The organism is Bradyrhizobium diazoefficiens USDA 110 (genome assembly GCF_000011365.1).
Lineage (GTDB): Bacteria > Pseudomonadota > Alphaproteobacteria > Rhizobiales > Xanthobacteraceae > Bradyrhizobium > Bradyrhizobium diazoefficiens.
This window is the reverse complement of sequence record NC_004463.1, coordinates 7,227,961-7,242,975: the sequence shown is the minus strand read 5'-3', so window position 1 is coordinate 7,242,975 and position 15,015 is coordinate 7,227,961. Positions and strand designations below refer to the sequence as shown.

The following is a 15,015-nucleotide window of genomic DNA, read 5'->3' as shown; positions in this document are numbered from 1 at the left end:
TGGTCTCAAAACAGGCCCTTCGGTGGCAGGTTTCGGGCAAGTGTTGCGCGATGGTCACGGCTTGCTGCTAAGATTGTCGCTCACGCGGCTCTTTGTTGCGTCTGCGAGCAGGCCGTGGCTACGATTCCGGCCAATCGCAAAGCGTATTGTCCCCAGGGAAACCATCGATGAGACCGAACGGCCGTCACACCGCCGGCGCCAGCCAATTGCCCGCCATCCGTGTGTGGGCGATGTGCCTGCTCCTGCTGTCAGCTGTCGCCATGAGCCCGACCACCGCAAGGGCGGCGCCGAGCCAGGCCGCGGCGGCGACCACGCATGTCTACCTGCTCCGTGGCGTGCTCAACATCTTCTCGCTCGGGCTCGATACCATCGGCGCCCGGCTCGAGGCGCAGGGCATCCCGGTGACGGTCGCGAACTTCGTCTCCTGGTCCTCACTCGCCAATGAAGCTGCGACCGCCTACAGGGCCGGCCGCATCAAGACCATCATCCTGGTCGGCCATTCCTCGGGCGCGACTGCGCTGCCGGACATGATCGCCAAGCTCAACCAGCTCGGCGTGCCCGTGAAGCTCGCGATCGGCCTCGATTCCGTGTTCAAGACCAGGCTCTCGACCGGCGCCGAACGCTACATCAACATCTATATCGGCGATGGTCCCGGCGAGCCGGTGCGGCCCGCGGCCGGCCTGCGCGGCAAGCTCGACAATGTCGACGTGCGCGGCACCGGCGTCGGCCACATTTCGATCGACAAGAACGAGGCGATCCAGCGCCGCGTCATCGCCGAGATCGACGCCGCGATCATGCGCTCGCGCGCGCCGGCTCCGGTCGCCGAGCCCGGCGCACCCCGGCAGGCGCGCTCGGCGGCGGCGGCGGCGCCGCGGAACTGAGGAGCTTTGCGCGGCGAGCCGTGTTGTTCGACCGCGCAGCTGTCTCTCTGCATTGACCGGCAATCTCAGAGATCGCGAAGAGCGGAAGTGAGCGGACGCGCGTCATTGCGCGCTCACATCGTCATCCCAAGAACGCGCGAATGCTCTCCGCGATTTCCCTCGCGTGCGTTTCCAGCGCGAAATGTCCGGTGTCGAAGAACTGAACCACTGCGTTGGGATTGTCGCGCTTGAACGCCTCGGCGCCGGGCGGGATGAAGAACGGATCATTCTTGCCCCAGACGGCCAGGAACGGTGGTTTGTAGGTGCGGAAATAGTCCTGGAATGACGGATAGAGCGCGACGTTGCTCCTGTAGTCGCCGAACAGGTCGAGTTGCACGTCGTCCGAGCCGGGGCGAGCCAGGTAGAAATTGTCGAGGTTCTGCCCGTCCGGCGACACCAGGGACGGATTGGGGACACCGTGCGTGTACTGCCAACGCGTCGCGTCCGGCGTGAGCAAGCCGCGCAGCGCCTCACGGTTGGCGGGCGAAGGATCTTGCCAATAGGCCTTTATCGGAGTCCAGCCGTCGCTGAGTCCATCCTCGTAGGCATTCCCGTTCTGCGAGATGATCGCCGTGATCCGCTCGGGGTGATTCAGCGCGAGCCGGAAGCCGGTCGGCGCGCCATAGTCGAAGACGTAGACAGCGAAACGATCGAAGCCGATCACCTCGGTGAAGCGTTCGATCACCGTAGCGATGTTGTCGAACGTGTAGCGGAAGGTTTCGCGCGAGGGCATGTCGGATTGGCCGAAGCCGGGCAGGTCCGGTGCCACGATGTGAAAATTGTCCGCGAGCAGCGGGATCAGATCGCGGAACATGTGGCCGGCGCTCGGGAAGCCGTGCAGCAGCAGGAGCTTTGGCGCGCCGGCAGTGCCTGCCTCCCGATAGAACACCTTGAAGCCATCAACGTCTGCGGTGCGATAGGTGGTCGGGGCCATGCCAGTCTCCGTCCGTCCAAGTAACCTGTTTAATGTCTTTAATAAGGTTACTTCGTTGGCGAGTAACTTGTCAACTGGTATTTATCAGGTTACTTCTGCCCTGCCTCTTCAGACCGGCCAAGGACCGCTCATGGACCGCCCACCCGCCATGTTCATCGCCGACTCGCTTGGCCTTGATTTCCTGAATTCGGTGGCGACGCCGGTCGATACGCCCGTCGATTGGATCGACGATGGCGATGGCCTGATCGACTGGCTGGAGCAGGCGAAGCTGGTGCCGGCGGATGAACTGCACGCACTGAAGGCGCGCGCGGCGCCGGGTGAGCTGGATGAGGTCGCGGATCAGGCGCGTGCCCTGCGCGAATGGTTTCGCGGTTTCGTTCTGGAGCATGCCGGCCGGCCGCTCACGGCGGATGCATTGCGCGAACTCGGTCCGTTGAACGGCCTGCTGGAGCGCGAGGAGTCATTCCGCCAGATCGAGCCGGGACACGGTGATGTTGGCGGCGTTCTGAAGCTGCAAACGAAGCGGCGCTGGCGCTCGGCCGAATCCCTGCTGCTGCCGGTCGGCGAGGCCTTGGCCACGTTCGTCTGCGACGAGGACTTTTCCGACGTGAAGGCGTGCGAGGGCCACAACTGCACGATGCTGTTCGCCGACCACACCCGCAGGCGCGCGCGGCGATGGTGCATCATGGCGGTCTGCGGCAACCGCGCCAAGCAGGCCGCACACCGCAATCGGCTCAAGAGCAGGCAGTGACGAGGGCGGGCGGGTGGGTGGTGGCTTCGTGCTGCCTGTTGGGCGCGTCCGGCAGATCACGGGCTCCTGATGGGGGGACCGCGTGTCGCGACCGCGTTCGGTGCCCCAAATTCCACCCAATCGGTGGTCACTAAGCAACCGGGGGACGGCGTTTGCCTTCCGTGGTGGGACTGCTGGACTGATGCTTGATCCAAGGCGAATCCTCGTGCTGGCAGCGGTTGCGCTGCTCGCCTTGAGCACCGGTGCGGCCGTTGCCTCACCCGCCAAGTCAAAGCCTGCCGCGGCCGCGCCCGTTGCGCCGCCGCCTCCGCCGGCCGAGCCGCTGCCGCGGCCGAAGATCTACCTGTTCCGCGGCGCCATGGGGCCGATCTTCTCGACCGGCATGGACCGGCTCGGCGAGAAGCTGACGAAGGCCGGCTTCTCCGCCGACGTCTACGAATTCACCATCTGCCGATGGATCGGCGATCGTGCCATCTCCAGCTACAAGGAAACGCCGGCGCCGATCGTGCTGATCGGTCACTCCATGGGCGGGCTGTGCTCGGTCGTCATCTCAGAGATGGCGGCCAAGGAGAACATCCCGATCAGCCTCGTCATCGCCATCGATCCCGCCCATGCGACCGGCGACGTGCCGCTCAATGTCGAGCGCTTCATCAACATCTTCCTGTCCGACAGCGTGCTCGGCGGCGGCGATGTCGTGGCAGTGCCCGGCTATCGCGGCCATTACGCGAGCTACGATCTCAAGGAGAACAGCCGCGTCTCGCACATCAACATCGAGAAGTCCGACGACATCCATCGCCAGATCGTCGAGATGGTGACGCAGTTGCCGCGCATTCCCGCGCAGGCCCAGGGCGATGCCGTGCCGCTGCGCTATCTCGTGCCCGCGAATACGCTGGTGGAATTGTGGGACTCCGGCGTGCGGGTGCCGGTACGCCGCGGCGACACCATGGAGAGCATCGCCGCAGCCAATCGCGTGCCGCTGTGGTCGATCGCGCAGAGCAACTCTCTTGCAGAGAACGCGACCCTCACGCCCGGCCAGTCCATCGTCGTCCCGCGCCATCTGACGCCGCCCGAGCCGACGGCAGCGCTGGCGACGCCGCCGCCTCCGGCGCGGCGGTAAGCGGTTAGCAGCGGAGATCGCCGGGACGGACGTGGCCTGACGCCGAGCGCCATTCCGTGTGTTGCCTTGTCATTCACGCAACCGCTGCCGCGGCAGCCATCTTGGTGCTGGTGTCGCCAAGGACGAGCGAGCCATGGCGGAAGCCTGGCTCGCCGGTCGATAGGGCGCGGCGAGAAGCATCAGAAACAATGCCCTTTCCGCCGCATATTTCGCCGCAGGCCGGCCATTTTCGGACCCGTGCATGACGAGGTGACCTTCGGTCGTGCAGACACGCCAGCGCCATGTCCTTCGGCCGTATCTCCTCAAGAACATTTCGAAGGTCGGGAGGTTATCGGGCATTTCAATTCGCCGTGTCAGCTTGCGTCATGAGCATGGTTGCCTTCCCGATCGCCCTCTTTGGAGCTCGAAGGGTGAGGGGAAACGCAGAGGCTGCAAGCTTTTCGATCGCGGAACGCTCCTCGGACAGGCGCCTTTCAATGAACCGCCGCTCGACCTCCGTCAGTTCGGTCTTGAGCAATCGTTGGTAACGGCCGATGTTGTTGCGGTGTGCGCGCAACAAGGCCAGCTCTTCATCAATCATCATCATCGCAATCCCCCGTTGAGCGGCCGTTGCCTAGGCTGCGAGACCGGTTCGCAAGATGGACCGCGTGCGGACCGGCTTGCCGCCCGGGGGACCCTTTGGATGGTGGTCCAGCATCGCGAGCGCTTCCAGAATCTCGTCGATGGTGACGGGCTTGTCCGAGCCCGGCAGTTCTCTCAGCGCCGGGTTTGAGGCAACGCTGGCGGCGTCTGAAGCCCAGGACGCGAGGATCGCTCGCTTCTCGCCGATCGACAGAGCCGGATCCTCGACGACGTCGCGGGGATGAGCATAGACAGAGCCGGGGTGCAGTATTGCGTTCAGGTCGATGATGTTGTCAGCATGATCGATCATGAGAGGTCCTCCTTCTCCTTTCGCTAAAACCTCTGTTTGCATTGGGGTACGCGGCTGAAGGCCGCGGTCGATCCCGCCCGACGATCAGGCGGGATCACCAGGTCTCCGACAAAACGAAAATCAGGCGGCTCTGCCTTCGAGCTGATGCACGGTGCCGGACGGCGCGGCATTGATGGCAATTCGCCGCGGCTTCATCGCTTCAGGAATCTCCCGGATCAGTTCGATCTTGAGCAGACCGTTCTCGAACGCGGCGCTCTGCACCTGAACATAGTCTGCCAGGTTGAACTGCCGCTTGAAGGGCCGCGCGGAAATGCCCCGGTAGAGATACTCGCGTTCGGCCTTGTCGGCCTTGTTTCCCTCGACGATCACCGCATTCTGCTCGGCAGTCACGGAGACCTCGTCGGGCGAAAAGCCCGCGATCGCGAGCGAAATCTGGTAGCGATCCTCGCTGACGCGTTCGATGTTGTAGGGGGGATAATTATCCTCGCCGGCACGCTGTGCCGTTTCAACGAGGTCGAAAAGGCGGTCGAAGCCAATGGTCGAACGCCACAGGGGAGAGAAGTCGTAAGTGCGCATAGCCAAATCCTCCAAGGAGCAAAATGGATACGAGCGGCACCGGACACGACCGGTGCCCGTCTCAGTCGTTCCCGACCCATGAGGCGTCGGGGACGCCACCTCTCGGCGGCACCGAAAAAATAAAAAAACACAGTTTTGGTTTCAAGAGGGAGGCCAAAAATTTTGGACCCTCCCGCGCCTCGCGGAGGGAGGGGGTCGTGCCTGCGACCAAGGTCAGGCGCCGGGCGCCGCCGGCAACGCCGTCGGAGCCCACCATGGTCGCCGCGCCGGCGTGGCCAAACCCACTACACGTTCGACCCGTGGATCGCGTCGATGACGGCGTCGGTCACCTCCTTCGTCGTCGCCTTGCCGCCGACATCGGGCGTCAGCACACCGGCCGCGCAGACGCGCTCGACGGCCGTCATCAGCCGCATTGCTGCGTCCTTCTCGCCGAGATGCTCGAGCATCTGCGCGCCGGTCCAGAAGGTCGCGACGGGGTTCGCGATGCCCTTCCCGGTGATGTCGAAGGCCGAGCCGTGGATTGGCTCGAACATCGAGGGGAAGCGGCGCTGCGGATCGATGTTGCCGGTCGGCGCGACACCGAGGCTTCCCGCCAGCGCGCCGGCAAGGTCGGAGAGGATGTCGGCGTGCAGGTTGGTCGCCACGATGGTGTCGAGGCTCTTCGGATGCAGCGTCATGCGTACCGTCATGGCGTCGACCAGCATCTTGTCCCAGGTCACATCGGGGAATTCGCCGGCGACCTCGGCCGCGATCTCGTCCCACATCACCATGCCATGGCGCTGCGCGTTCGACTTGGTCACGATGGTCAGGAACTTGCGCGGACGCGACTCCGCGAGCTGGAATGCGTAGCGCATGATCCGCGTCACGCCGACGCGGGTGAAGACGGCGACTTCCGTGCCGACCTCTTCCGGCAGGCCCCTGTGCGCGCGGCCGCCCATGCCGGCATATTCGCCTTCGGAGTTCTCGCGCACGATCACCCAGTCGAGATCGCCGACGCCGACATTGCGCAGCGGCGAGGCGACGCCCGGCAGGATTTTTGTCGGCCGCACATTGGCGTATTGGTCAAAGCCCTGACAGATCGGCAGGCGCAGGCCCCACAGCGTGATGTGATCGGGCACGTCGGGGGCGCCGACCGCGCCGAAATAGATCGCGTCGAACTTCTTCAGCTCCGCGAGGCCGTCGGCCGGCATCATCACGCCGTGCTTCTTGTAATAGTCCGAGCCCCAGTCGAAGGTCTTGACGTTGAAGGCGAGGTCGCCGCTGCGCCTGGCCAGCGCCTCCAGCACGCGGACACCGGCCGAGATGACCTCGGGGCCGATGCCGTCGGCGGGGATGGCTGCGATCGAATGGGTGCGCATGAAAATGCTCCGTTTGGGATGTCAGCGGGATTGCGGGACGGGTTCGACGGGCGCGGTTTGCGCGCGCGACAATAGCAGGGTGAGGACCGCGGAGAGAACGAGCAGGCCGGCGACGAAGTAGAGCCCGCCGACGAAGCTGCCTGTCTGGTCCTTGATCCAGCCGATCATGGCGGGCCCGACGAAGCCGCCGAGATTGCCGATCGAGTTGATGGTGGCGATGCCGGCTGCGGCCGCGGGACCGGACAGGAACAGCGTCGGCATGCTCCACAGCGGCGGTTTTGCCGAGGAGATGCCGATGTTGATGAGCGCGAGCGCAACCAGCACGGCGACGACGCTGGCCGCAAGCCCGGCATAGGCGAGCCCGGCCGCGGCGAGCAGGCAGGCCCACACCACGTGCCAGGTCCGCTCGCCGGTGCGGTCCGAATGCCGCGCCCACAGGATCATGGCGACGACCGCGGCGGTTGCCGGCAGCGCATTGAGGAAGCCGACCTGGAGCGAGGACAGGCCGAACTGCTTGATGATCTGCGGCGCCCAGACGCCGAGCGTGTAGAGGCCGGCCGAGGTGCCGAAATAGATCAGCGCCAGCGCCAGCACGCGCGGATCGGCAAGCCCGCGCCAGATGCTGTGGCTCGCGGTCGCGGCCTTGCTGGTGGTCTCCGCGTTCATGGTCTCGACCAGCCAGCGGCGCTCGTCATCAGTGAGCCATTTCGCCTTCTCGGGGCGGTCGGTCAGGAAGCCCAGCACGACGAAGCCGAGCAGCACGGCCGGCAGCGCCTCCAGCACGAACAGCCATTGCCAGCCCTTGAAGCCGAGCAGGCCGTCCATCTCCAGCAGCGCACCTGATATCGGCGAGCCCAGCACGGTGGAGAGCGGCGCTGCCGCCATGAACAGCGCGGTCACCGCGGCGCGCTGGCGCGCCGGGAACCAGTAGGAGAGGTAGAGGATGATGCCGGGAAAGAAACCGGCTTCGGCGACGCCGAGCAGGAAGCGCAGGATGTAGAAGCCGGTCGGCCCCTGCACGAACGCCATCGCCGCCGACACGATGCCCCAGGTGATCATCACCCGCGCGATCCAGATCCGCGCGCCGATCTTGTGCAGGATGATGTTGGAGGGCACCTCGAACAGGAAATAACCCCAGAAGAAGATGCCGGCGCCGAAGCCGTAGACCGCGGGCGACAGGCCGATGTCCTTGTTCATCGTCAGCGAGGCGAAGCCGATATTGACGCGGTCGATGAAGGCCACGAAGTAGAGCAGCATGATGAAGGGAACGATGCGCCAGGTGATCTTGCGCAGCACGCGCGTCTGAATCTCGCTCGCCACCCTGGCCTCCTGTCCCGGTTTTCTCGTTATGTCGGCGAACCCAAAGGTCCATGCCGGCAACGAGCGTAGTCGGGAGGAAAGGGGGGACTCAATTGGCGCTGGTTTATACAAAAAAATGATATAATCCTCGCGAGGAGAGGCGAGAGGACCCTGGATGGAATTGCATCAGCTTCGATGCTTCGTGGCGGCGGCCGAGCAGTTGCATTTCGGCCATGCGGCGCAGCAGCTCCAGATGCTGCCGTCTGCGCTCGGGCGCCAGATCAGGCTGCTGGAAGAGGACCTGGGCACGCGGCTGTTCGCGCGGACCACGCGCGCGGTGTCGCTCACCGAGGACGGTGCGACGCTTTTGCGCGATGCCCGCGCCATCCTCGCCCGCGTCGAGGCGGTCGAGAATAATCTGCGCAACCGTTCGCGTGCCGGGGCCGCCCGGCGGCTGCGGGTCGGCGCCATCGACAGCGCGGCGGCGGGATTGCTGCCGCCGCTGCTGCGCGATTTTCGCGACAAGCATCCCGACATCGCGGTGCAGCTTCTGGAGGACAAGACGGTCCGGCTGCTGCCGAAGATTTTGACCGGCGCGCTCGATCTCGCTTTCGTCCGCCCGCCCGACAGCGCGGACAAGCGGCTCGAATTCCGCGATCTGCTCCAGGAGACCGCCATCGTGGCGTTCCCACAGCGCCACGCGCTCGCGGAGCGCAAGTCGATCACGCTGGCGCAGATCGCCGACGAGGCCATGCTGGTGCCGGACCGCCGCTCGCGGCCGCACAGCCACGACCTCACCATCAAATTGTTCGAGCAGGCGGGGCTGACGCCGCGCATCGTCCAGGTCGCCGACGAGAAGCAGACCATCATCCATCTGGTGGCAACGAAGCTTGGGGTGGCGATCGTGCCGCGCTGGACCACGCGCATGGCGGTGTCAGGCGTGCGCTTCGTGCCGCTCCGGCCGAAGCAGAGCGGCCCGGTCGGCCGGCTGCCGCTCGCCGCCGCCTGGCTGCGCGGCTCGCGCGATCCGGCCCGCGATGCGATGCTGGCGGTGCTCGAGGCCCGCCTGCGCAGCTATGCGCGCGAGGCCTGAGGGGCTATGACATTGGCGTGGATAGAAGGTGGAAGGTGATGACCGATCAGACAGCTTCGAGCGAATTGCGGGTGGCCATCGCAGGCCTGGGCTCGATCGGCACCAAGATCGCGGCCGCGCTCGATCAGGGCGAGGGGCTGACACTGTCCGCCGTCGCCGTGCGCGATCCCGCCAAGCATCAGGCATTTCTCAACGGCCTGCGTCGCCCGCCGCAGGTTCTGCCGATCGACCAGCTCGGTGAAGCCGCCGACATCGTGGTCGAGTGCGCACCGAGCAGCCAGCTGCGCGCGATCGTCGAGCCGGCAGTGAAGCGCGGCAAGGCCGCTGTCGTCGTCAGCGTCGGCGGGCTGCTCGACAATTTCGATCTCGTCGATCTCGCCCGTGCCAATGGCGGCCGCATCATCGTGCCGACCGGCGCGCTGATCGGGCTCGATGCCGTCAACGCCGCTGTGATCGGCACCATTCATTCGGTGAAGATGGTGACGCGCAAGCCGATCGACGGGCTGAAGGGTGCGCCCTTCATCGTTCACAACAACATCGACATCGACACGCTGCGCGAGCCGCTAAAGCTGTTCGAGGGCACGGCGCGCGAGGCCGCAAAAGGCTTCCCGGCCAATCTCAACGTCGCAGTCGCGCTGTCGCTCGCGGGTGTCGGGCCTGATCGCACCTCCGTGCAGATCTGGGCCGATCCGACCGTCACGCGCAATGTTCACCGCATCGAGGTCGAGGCGGATTCGGCGCGCTTCTCGATGTCGATCGAGAACATCCCGTCCGAAAATCCCAAGACCGGGCTGATCACGGCGCTGTCGGTGATCGCGCTGCTGCGCAAGCAGCGCGCCACGCTCTGTGTCGGGACGTAAACCTTTACGCGCCGGTGACGCGCCAGATCACGTTGCCGACGTCGTCGGCCATCAGCAGCGATTTCTTGTCGGGGCCGATCACGACGCCAACCGGGCGGCCGTAGGATTCCTTCTCGTCCGGGGACAGGAAGCCCGACAGGATGTCGCGACCGGGGCCGGAGGGCTTGCCGTTCTCGAACGGGATGAACACCAGCTTGTAGCCGGACAGCTTGCTGCGATTCCACGAGCCGTGCTGGCCGATCACCATTCCGTCGGGGAAGCCGGGCAGGGTGCCTGATGGCATCCAGCACAGGCCGAGCGAAGCGGTGTGGCCGCCCAGCGCATAGTCCGGTTGAATCGCCTTGGCGACCATTGCCGGATCCTGCGGCACGCGGTCGTCCACCGTCTTGCCCCAGTAGCAATAGGGCCAGCCATAGAAGCCGCCATCGCGCACCGAGGTGAGATAGTCCGGCGGCGTCTCGTCGCCGAGCCCGTCGCGCTCGTTGACGACGGTCCAGAGCACGCCGGTCGTCGGCTCCCAGGCAAGGCCCACTGGGTTGCGCAGGCCGGCACCAAAAATGCGATGCGTGCCGGCGGCGAGGTCGAGCTCATAGACCGCGGCGCGGCCTTCCTCGACCTCCATGCCCATCTCGGCGATGTTGCTGAGCGAGCCGACGCCGGCATAGAGCTTCCTGCCGTCGGGACTGGCGAGCAGGCTGCGCGTCCAGTGGCCGCTCGGCTTGAACGTGGTGAGCCGCTTGCCAAGCGCAGTGATGCGGTCGGCATTGGCGACATAGGGGAAGGCCATCACGCCGTCGGTGTTGCCGACATAGAAGGTGTCGCCGACCAGCGCCATGCCGAACGGCTGGCTGAGGTTTTCCATGAACGCGCCGCGTACTTCGGCGACGCCGTCGCCGTCCTTGTCGCGCAGCAGCGTGATGCGGTTGGCGGACACGCCGAGCGCCGCGGCACGCCGCATCGTCGCCTGCATCGCGTAGTGAAACACGGATCGCGGCGGCCCCGCGATCTGGGTCGCTTCCGCGATCAGCACGTCGCCATTGGGCAGCACCTCGATCCAGCGCGGATGGTCGAGGCCGGTTGCGAACGCATTGACCTTGAGCCCGGGCGCGACGGTCGGCTTCTGGCTCTCGCTCCAGCCGCGGGCGGTCGGCATCTTCAGCGTCGGGATCGCGCCTTGCGGCTTTGCTTGGGGAATGGCGGGCGTCTGGCCCCATGCGGGCGCAGGCTCTGTGCCGGACAGCTTCCGCCATTGCAGAGCGATGCCGCCGAGAAGCGCAACGAACTGCGCAAAAATGCTGGAAAAGGTCATGAGAAGCCCCTGTCGAACCTGCGGCACAGTCCAACGCCGGATTGCTCCAGGCCCCGCGCGGGCCCAGGCCTGATCGTCGACCTCTCCAGGTCAACCATGGATGTCGTCGTGCCTCATTGCGCGCGCATCCAACTGGGTGGCGGTAAAAAGGTCAACCTGTGCGGGCTCGGATCGGGCCGTTTATGGCGCGGATGGCAGCACGCCGAATTTGCATGGCAAGGATGCAGGCGCCGATGCAGTGGCGCACGCTGCCTCCTCAACGTCGTCCTGGCTTTCGCCAGGACGACATCGGAGGATATGGCGGGCTTGTTACATCACCGCGGCGACAGGAACGGGATGATCATCGGCACGCGGCGGCAATAGGCGCCGTAGGCGTCCTCGCCGAGCTCCTTCGACAGGAACACCTCTTCCATCCGCCCCTTCTGCCACATGCCGAGCGAGATCAGGATCGCGCCGAGGATCGCGGTCACCGTCCCGACCGCGATGCCGGTCGCCAGCATGCCGGCGATCAGGCCGGTGTAGATCGGATGACGCACGATGCCGTACGGGCCGGTGTCGATGACGCGGTGGTCTTCCTTGTGGGTGATGGTGTTGGACCAGAATTTTCCGAGATGCAGCCGTCCCCACCAGGTGAAGGAGATGCCGGCGAGCACGATCAGCGCGACGATGTAGACGCCGGTGTTGCTGAACACCCAGAGCGGCTTCTCACCGAGCACTTCGGCGGTCCACGGCGTGAACAGGATGCCGCCGACCAGGATCGGGATGCGATAGCGGCCGGACTCCAGGGTCATCACCTGCTTTTGCGTGCGGCCCTGCCAGAACGAGGCGCCGACCCAGCTGGCGAGCCAGGCGAGCCAGATCAGGGCGAGCAGTTGCGTCGGCCAGGTCGTGGTCCAGCCACCCCAGGCGACAGAGAGAAGCTTGCTGAAATCGAAGGACATGAAGGTTCTTTGCGTTAGGCGGCGGCTTTAGCCAGCGCGCGAGGAGAGCGCGTGTTGCTTGATGGCGCCGGAGGGCTGCACGCCGCCGCGGGCGAGCAGATGGGTGATGGTTTCGCGCAGGACCGGCTCGATCGGGCGCGGCGAGTAGCCGAGCTCGGTTCGCGCCTTGCCGATCGAGAGATCGCTCGCGGCGAGCGCAATGCGCACGCCCTCGGCGGTGCCGTTGGGCGGCCGGCGCGTGAAGTTGTCGGATAGATATTCGAGCATGATGCCGGAGAGCTCAGCGATCTTGCCAGGCACAACGATCGGGAACTGGCGGCGGCCGCTCATCGCCGACATCATCCGCAGGATGCGGCCGAGCGGGACGCAGTCGCCGCCGAGGATGTAGCGCTGGCCGATGCGGCCGCGCTCCATGGTCAGCACGAGGCCCATGGCGACGTCGCGGACATCGACGAGATTGACCAGGAAGTTGAGGTGCGGCTGCACTTTCTTCTGGAGGAAGTACCAGAGCATCGCCGTCGGCGGCGTCAGGTTGTGGTCGGCAACTCCGATCGGCATGGTCGGCGTGCCGATCACGAGCGGAAAGCCACTGGCCGCGGCCTTCGCGGCGTGATGCTCGGCGAGCGACTTCGACCGCGTATAGGCGCCGGGCATCGCGTCGGCCGGCTGGAGCGCCTCTTCGGCTGGAGCGCCGTCGAGGTCGGTATAGGGGAACAGGATCGATTCCGTCGAGCAGTGCAGGAAGCGCGACACGCCGCGCTTCATCGCAGCCGCCAGCACGACCTCGGTGCCGCGGAAATTGACGTCGTGAAAGTCCTGCTTGTTGGCAACCCACATGCCGGGCAGGCCGGCGAGGTGATAGACCTGATCGACGCCGGCCAGCGCGGCATCGACCGCGGCGCCGTCCAGCACCGAGCCGTGAACATAGTCGACGTCGGTATTGGCGGCGGCCGGCGGCCGGACATCGAGAACACGCACCCGCTGCCCACGGGCGCGGAGCGATTCTACGAGATGATGTCCGATGAAGCCGCTGCCACCGGTAACCAGTACGAGAGCCATGAAGAAGGTTTGCTGTTTCGCTTCTAGAGCTATCGGGTTGAAAGGGAATTGGTCGGAAGAGGCGCCAGAATCGCGGCAAGGTCGCGACGGAAGCCCAGTGCAATGAATAATTTTGCCATGACAAACATCGGTCCCAGCAAAAGATGCGACGGAAACGTGAATAACGAGGCTTCGCGCCCCTCAAAAACCTTGTGGCCGATGGTCTGCGCGGCGAGGCCGAGCACGACCAGCGTGGCGAAAATCGCCCACATCGTCATGGTGCTGACTTGCGTCGAAATGGTCGTCGCGATCGAAAACAGCACGACGGAGACGGCCAGAATGCCGACCCCGAGCGCCATGTCGAGCATCAGCCAATAGATCAGAACCGGCAATGCCAGGATGACCGCCAGGCTGAGTTCCGTTCCGAACAGCGGCACCTTCACCGACGTCAGCGGTAGCACGGCGCCCGTGAACAGCAAGAGGATGCCGACCACGTGCATCGCCGTATTCCGGGGATCGCGATGGTACTCGACGTAAACGGCAAGTTGGCGTTGGAACAAGCCACCCATCTTGGTCTCATGCAGCACAGGGTTGGGGAAGGACGAACCAGAGCCTATAGCACCTGATAGGGCAGTGCACAAACCGGCACTATTGTCGCGCAAAACCGTGCTGTCGCACTGTGAAACAGGTCACAAAACGGTCAGGACTTCAATGGGTTCCGTCAGGCGTCGAGGCGCGCCTCGTCAGCGCTTCTTGGCGGGCTTTTTCGCCGCAGGCGCAGGTGCCGCAGCCGGATGCGCGGGTGCCTCCTCCGGTACCTTGGCAAAGGTCAGGATTTGCAGCTGGCCGTTGGCGGCCGAGGTCGGCTTGGCGCGGTCGAGAAACTGCTCCTCGCCGAGGCCGATCGGATGCAGCCGCTTGGTCGAGATCTTGAACGTGTTCACCAGCACGTCGCGGATCGCGTCCGCCCGGCGCTGGCTCAGGATCGCGTTGGCCTCGCGCGTCTTCGCGTTGGATTCGACATGGCCGACGATCAGGAAGGTGTAGGGCAGCAGCGAGGCATGAACCAGCGCATCCGCGATGCGGCCGACGGTCTGGTAGGACGCCGGCTGGATGATCGGCGTGTCGGCGTCGAACTGGATCTGCGCGTTGAAGGCGGGCAGCTTGGCGAGATCCGGCGCGATCGGCGGCCGGTTCACCGGACCCGGATCGTTCTTGATCCTCGCCTTGGCGCGCTCCATCACCTGCTGCTTCAGCGCGGGAAGGTCGATTTCGGCGGCCTCTTCGAAATGGTTCAGCTTGCCGACGATGTCGTCACGGGTCGGCGGCGTCGTCTGGGCGCTGGCTGCGCCCGCGAGCAAAGCCATGCCGAGCGCGATGCCTAGTCCGGCGGTGGTGAGCCCCTTCGCGCGCATCATCGATACCCCGCGTCGTCCACGGCCTTCAGGCAGTTGTTGCTGATGCCCTTGGGCGTCGAGACCAGGCAGGGGATCGACTTGCTGGTCTCCTTGGTCGAGCCGCCGCAGACCTTGACGATCTCGCGCTGGCAGGCGTTCGCCACCGTGACGCGTGCGGCGACGCGCTTCTGGATGGCGTCGAAGGCGCCGAGATAGTCGCTCTGGCATTGCTGGGAGAGCACATCCCGGTTGCGGGACAGGCACTCCTTCAGCCGGGTCGAGTCCGGATTGACGCCGCGGCAATTGGCGACGATTTCCGCGCCGCAGCTCTTGGCCAGCAGCCCGATCGAATCGCCAAAGCTCATGGTCTCCGCCGCCGCGAGCGACGGCATACCCAATGCCAGCAAGATCAGTGTGATGGAGCCCCGGACCATGGGCGCATCTGATACGGGGAAGTTCGCGGTGGTCAAGGGGCGTGGTGGGAAGAAACG

17 protein-coding genes are annotated in these 15,015 nt (G+C 65.3%); 5 read left to right on the top strand and 12 right to left on the bottom strand.

Annotated features, from left to right (window positions below; all coding sequences use genetic code 11):
* Positions 1–167: 167 nt before the first annotated feature.
* Entirely contained in the window at positions 168–881 is a 714-nt protein-coding gene (locus BJA_RS33320; protein WP_011089317.1) for a hypothetical protein, read from the top strand.
* A 121-nt stretch (positions 882–1,002) separates the two neighbouring features.
* Here BJA_RS33320 and BJA_RS33315 read toward each other — a convergent pair whose 3' ends face one another.
* Complete coding sequence (locus BJA_RS33315; protein WP_011089316.1) at positions 1,003–1,854, bottom strand: alpha/beta fold hydrolase; 852 nt, start codon at positions 1,852–1,854, stop codon at positions 1,003–1,005.
* Positions 1,855–1,984: 130 nt separating this feature from the next.
* Here BJA_RS33315 and BJA_RS33310 point away from each other — a divergent pair, with 130 nt between their 5' ends.
* Together BJA_RS33310 and BJA_RS33305 are read left to right on the top strand one after the other, a co-directional pair.
* Positions 1,985–2,605: a CGNR zinc finger domain-containing protein gene (locus BJA_RS33310; RefSeq protein ID WP_161533709.1), complete on the top strand. Its 621-nt coding sequence runs from the start codon at positions 1,985–1,987 to the stop codon at positions 2,603–2,605.
* 181 nt (positions 2,606–2,786) lie between these two features.
* Positions 2,787–3,722, top strand: a complete 936-nt coding sequence (locus tag BJA_RS33305; protein WP_038966445.1) for a LysM peptidoglycan-binding domain-containing protein — start codon at positions 2,787–2,789, stop codon at positions 3,720–3,722.
* A gap of 340 nt (positions 3,723–4,062) precedes the next feature.
* Here the strand turns inward: BJA_RS33305 and BJA_RS33300 are convergent, their stop codons facing one another.
* The 5 genes from BJA_RS33300 to BJA_RS33280 form a co-directional block, all read right to left on the bottom strand.
* Positions 4,063–4,305 carry a hypothetical protein gene (locus BJA_RS33300; protein WP_051000309.1) on the bottom strand — a complete coding sequence of 81 codons (243 nt, stop codon included), beginning with the start codon at positions 4,303–4,305 and terminating at the stop codon, positions 4,063–4,065.
* 30 nt (positions 4,306–4,335) lie between these two features.
* Positions 4,336–4,653 (bottom strand): hypothetical protein, encoded by a 318-nt coding sequence (locus tag BJA_RS33295; protein ID WP_028176221.1) that lies wholly within the window; start codon positions 4,651–4,653, stop codon positions 4,336–4,338.
* A 120-nt stretch (positions 4,654–4,773) separates the two neighbouring features.
* Positions 4,774–5,229: a small heat shock protein HspD gene (hspD, locus tag BJA_RS33290; RefSeq protein ID WP_011089311.1), complete on the bottom strand. Its 456-nt coding sequence runs from the start codon at positions 5,227–5,229 to the stop codon at positions 4,774–4,776.
* 284 nt (positions 5,230–5,513) lie between these two features.
* On the bottom strand, positions 5,514–6,587 hold the full coding sequence (locus BJA_RS33285; protein ID WP_011089310.1) for a tartrate dehydrogenase: 1,074 nt from the start codon (positions 6,585–6,587) through the stop codon (positions 5,514–5,516).
* 21 nt (positions 6,588–6,608) lie between these two features.
* Positions 6,609–7,907 (bottom strand): MFS transporter, encoded by a 1,299-nt coding sequence (locus BJA_RS33280; protein WP_011089309.1) that lies wholly within the window; start codon positions 7,905–7,907, stop codon positions 6,609–6,611.
* Positions 7,908–8,061: 154 nt separating this feature from the next.
* Here BJA_RS33280 and BJA_RS33275 point away from each other — a divergent pair, with 154 nt between their 5' ends.
* A complete protein-coding gene (locus tag BJA_RS33275; RefSeq protein ID WP_011089308.1) occupies positions 8,062–8,979 on the top strand; it encodes a LysR family transcriptional regulator in 918 nt (305 codons plus the stop codon).
* Between the two features lie 38 nt (positions 8,980–9,017).
* Entirely contained in the window at positions 9,018–9,839 is an 822-nt protein-coding gene (locus tag BJA_RS33270; RefSeq protein ID WP_038966449.1) for an aspartate dehydrogenase, read from the top strand.
* 4 nt (positions 9,840–9,843) lie between these two features.
* On the opposite strand, the gene BJA_RS33265 is transcribed toward BJA_RS33270, so the two are convergent.
* From BJA_RS33265 to BJA_RS33240, 6 genes are all read right to left on the bottom strand, one after another.
* Positions 9,844–11,148 (bottom strand): PQQ-dependent sugar dehydrogenase, encoded by a 1,305-nt coding sequence (locus BJA_RS33265; protein WP_038966450.1) that lies wholly within the window; start codon positions 11,146–11,148, stop codon positions 9,844–9,846.
* 314 nt (positions 11,149–11,462) lie between these two features.
* Positions 11,463–12,089, bottom strand: a complete 627-nt coding sequence (locus BJA_RS33260; protein ID WP_011089305.1) for a methyltransferase family protein — start codon at positions 12,087–12,089, stop codon at positions 11,463–11,465.
* 27 nt (positions 12,090–12,116) lie between these two features.
* Positions 12,117–13,148, bottom strand: a complete 1,032-nt coding sequence (locus BJA_RS33255; protein WP_011089304.1) for an NAD-dependent epimerase/dehydratase family protein — start codon at positions 13,146–13,148, stop codon at positions 12,117–12,119.
* 29 nt (positions 13,149–13,177) lie between these two features.
* A complete protein-coding gene (locus BJA_RS33250) occupies positions 13,178–13,696 on the bottom strand; it encodes a DUF962 domain-containing protein (RefSeq protein WP_063921644.1) in 519 nt (172 codons plus the stop codon).
* Between the two features lie 174 nt (positions 13,697–13,870).
* Positions 13,871–14,542 (bottom strand): OmpA family protein, encoded by a 672-nt coding sequence (locus tag BJA_RS33245; protein ID WP_038966451.1) that lies wholly within the window; start codon positions 14,540–14,542, stop codon positions 13,871–13,873.
* Entirely contained in the window at positions 14,542–14,958 is a 417-nt protein-coding gene (locus BJA_RS33240; protein ID WP_063921531.1) for a hypothetical protein, read from the bottom strand. The genes BJA_RS33245 and BJA_RS33240 overlap by 1 nt, the downstream gene beginning before the upstream one ends.
* Positions 14,959–15,015: the final 57 nt, after the last annotated feature.

Bases quoted from the DNA above. Each gene is read 5' to 3' on its own strand.
- BJA_RS33320 (WP_011089317.1), top strand. From the start codon at position 168: ATGAGACCGAACGGCCGTCACACCGCCGGCGCCAGCCAATTGCCCGCC.
- BJA_RS33315 (WP_011089316.1), bottom strand. From the start codon at position 1,854: ATGGCCCCGACCACCTATCGCACCGCAGACGTTGATGGCTTCAAGGTG.
- BJA_RS33310 (WP_161533709.1), top strand. From the start codon at position 1,985: ATGGACCGCCCACCCGCCATGTTCATCGCCGACTCGCTTGGCCTTGAT.
- BJA_RS33305 (WP_038966445.1), top strand. From the start codon at position 2,787: ATGCTTGATCCAAGGCGAATCCTCGTGCTGGCAGCGGTTGCGCTGCTC.
- BJA_RS33300 (WP_051000309.1), bottom strand. From the start codon at position 4,305: ATGATGATTGATGAAGAGCTGGCCTTGTTGCGCGCACACCGCAACAAC.
- BJA_RS33295 (WP_028176221.1), bottom strand. From the start codon at position 4,653: ATGATCGATCATGCTGACAACATCATCGACCTGAACGCAATACTGCAC.
- hspD (WP_011089311.1), bottom strand. From the start codon at position 5,229: ATGCGCACTTACGACTTCTCTCCCCTGTGGCGTTCGACCATTGGCTTC.
- BJA_RS33285 (WP_011089310.1), bottom strand. From the start codon at position 6,587: ATGCGCACCCATTCGATCGCAGCCATCCCCGCCGACGGCATCGGCCCC.
- BJA_RS33275 (WP_011089308.1), top strand. From the start codon at position 8,062: ATGGAATTGCATCAGCTTCGATGCTTCGTGGCGGCGGCCGAGCAGTTG.
- BJA_RS33270 (WP_038966449.1), top strand. From the start codon at position 9,018: ATGACCGATCAGACAGCTTCGAGCGAATTGCGGGTGGCCATCGCAGGC.
- BJA_RS33265 (WP_038966450.1), bottom strand. From the start codon at position 11,148: ATGACCTTTTCCAGCATTTTTGCGCAGTTCGTTGCGCTTCTCGGCGGC.
- BJA_RS33260 (WP_011089305.1), bottom strand. From the start codon at position 12,089: ATGTCCTTCGATTTCAGCAAGCTTCTCTCTGTCGCCTGGGGTGGCTGG.
- BJA_RS33255 (WP_011089304.1), bottom strand. From the start codon at position 13,148: ATGGCTCTCGTACTGGTTACCGGTGGCAGCGGCTTCATCGGACATCAT.
- BJA_RS33250 (WP_063921644.1), bottom strand. From the start codon at position 13,696: ATGGGTGGCTTGTTCCAACGCCAACTTGCCGTTTACGTCGAGTACCAT.
- BJA_RS33245 (WP_038966451.1), bottom strand. From the start codon at position 14,542: ATGCGCGCGAAGGGGCTCACCACCGCCGGACTAGGCATCGCGCTCGGC.
- BJA_RS33240 (WP_063921531.1), bottom strand. From the start codon at position 14,958: ATGGTCCGGGGCTCCATCACACTGATCTTGCTGGCATTGGGTATGCCG.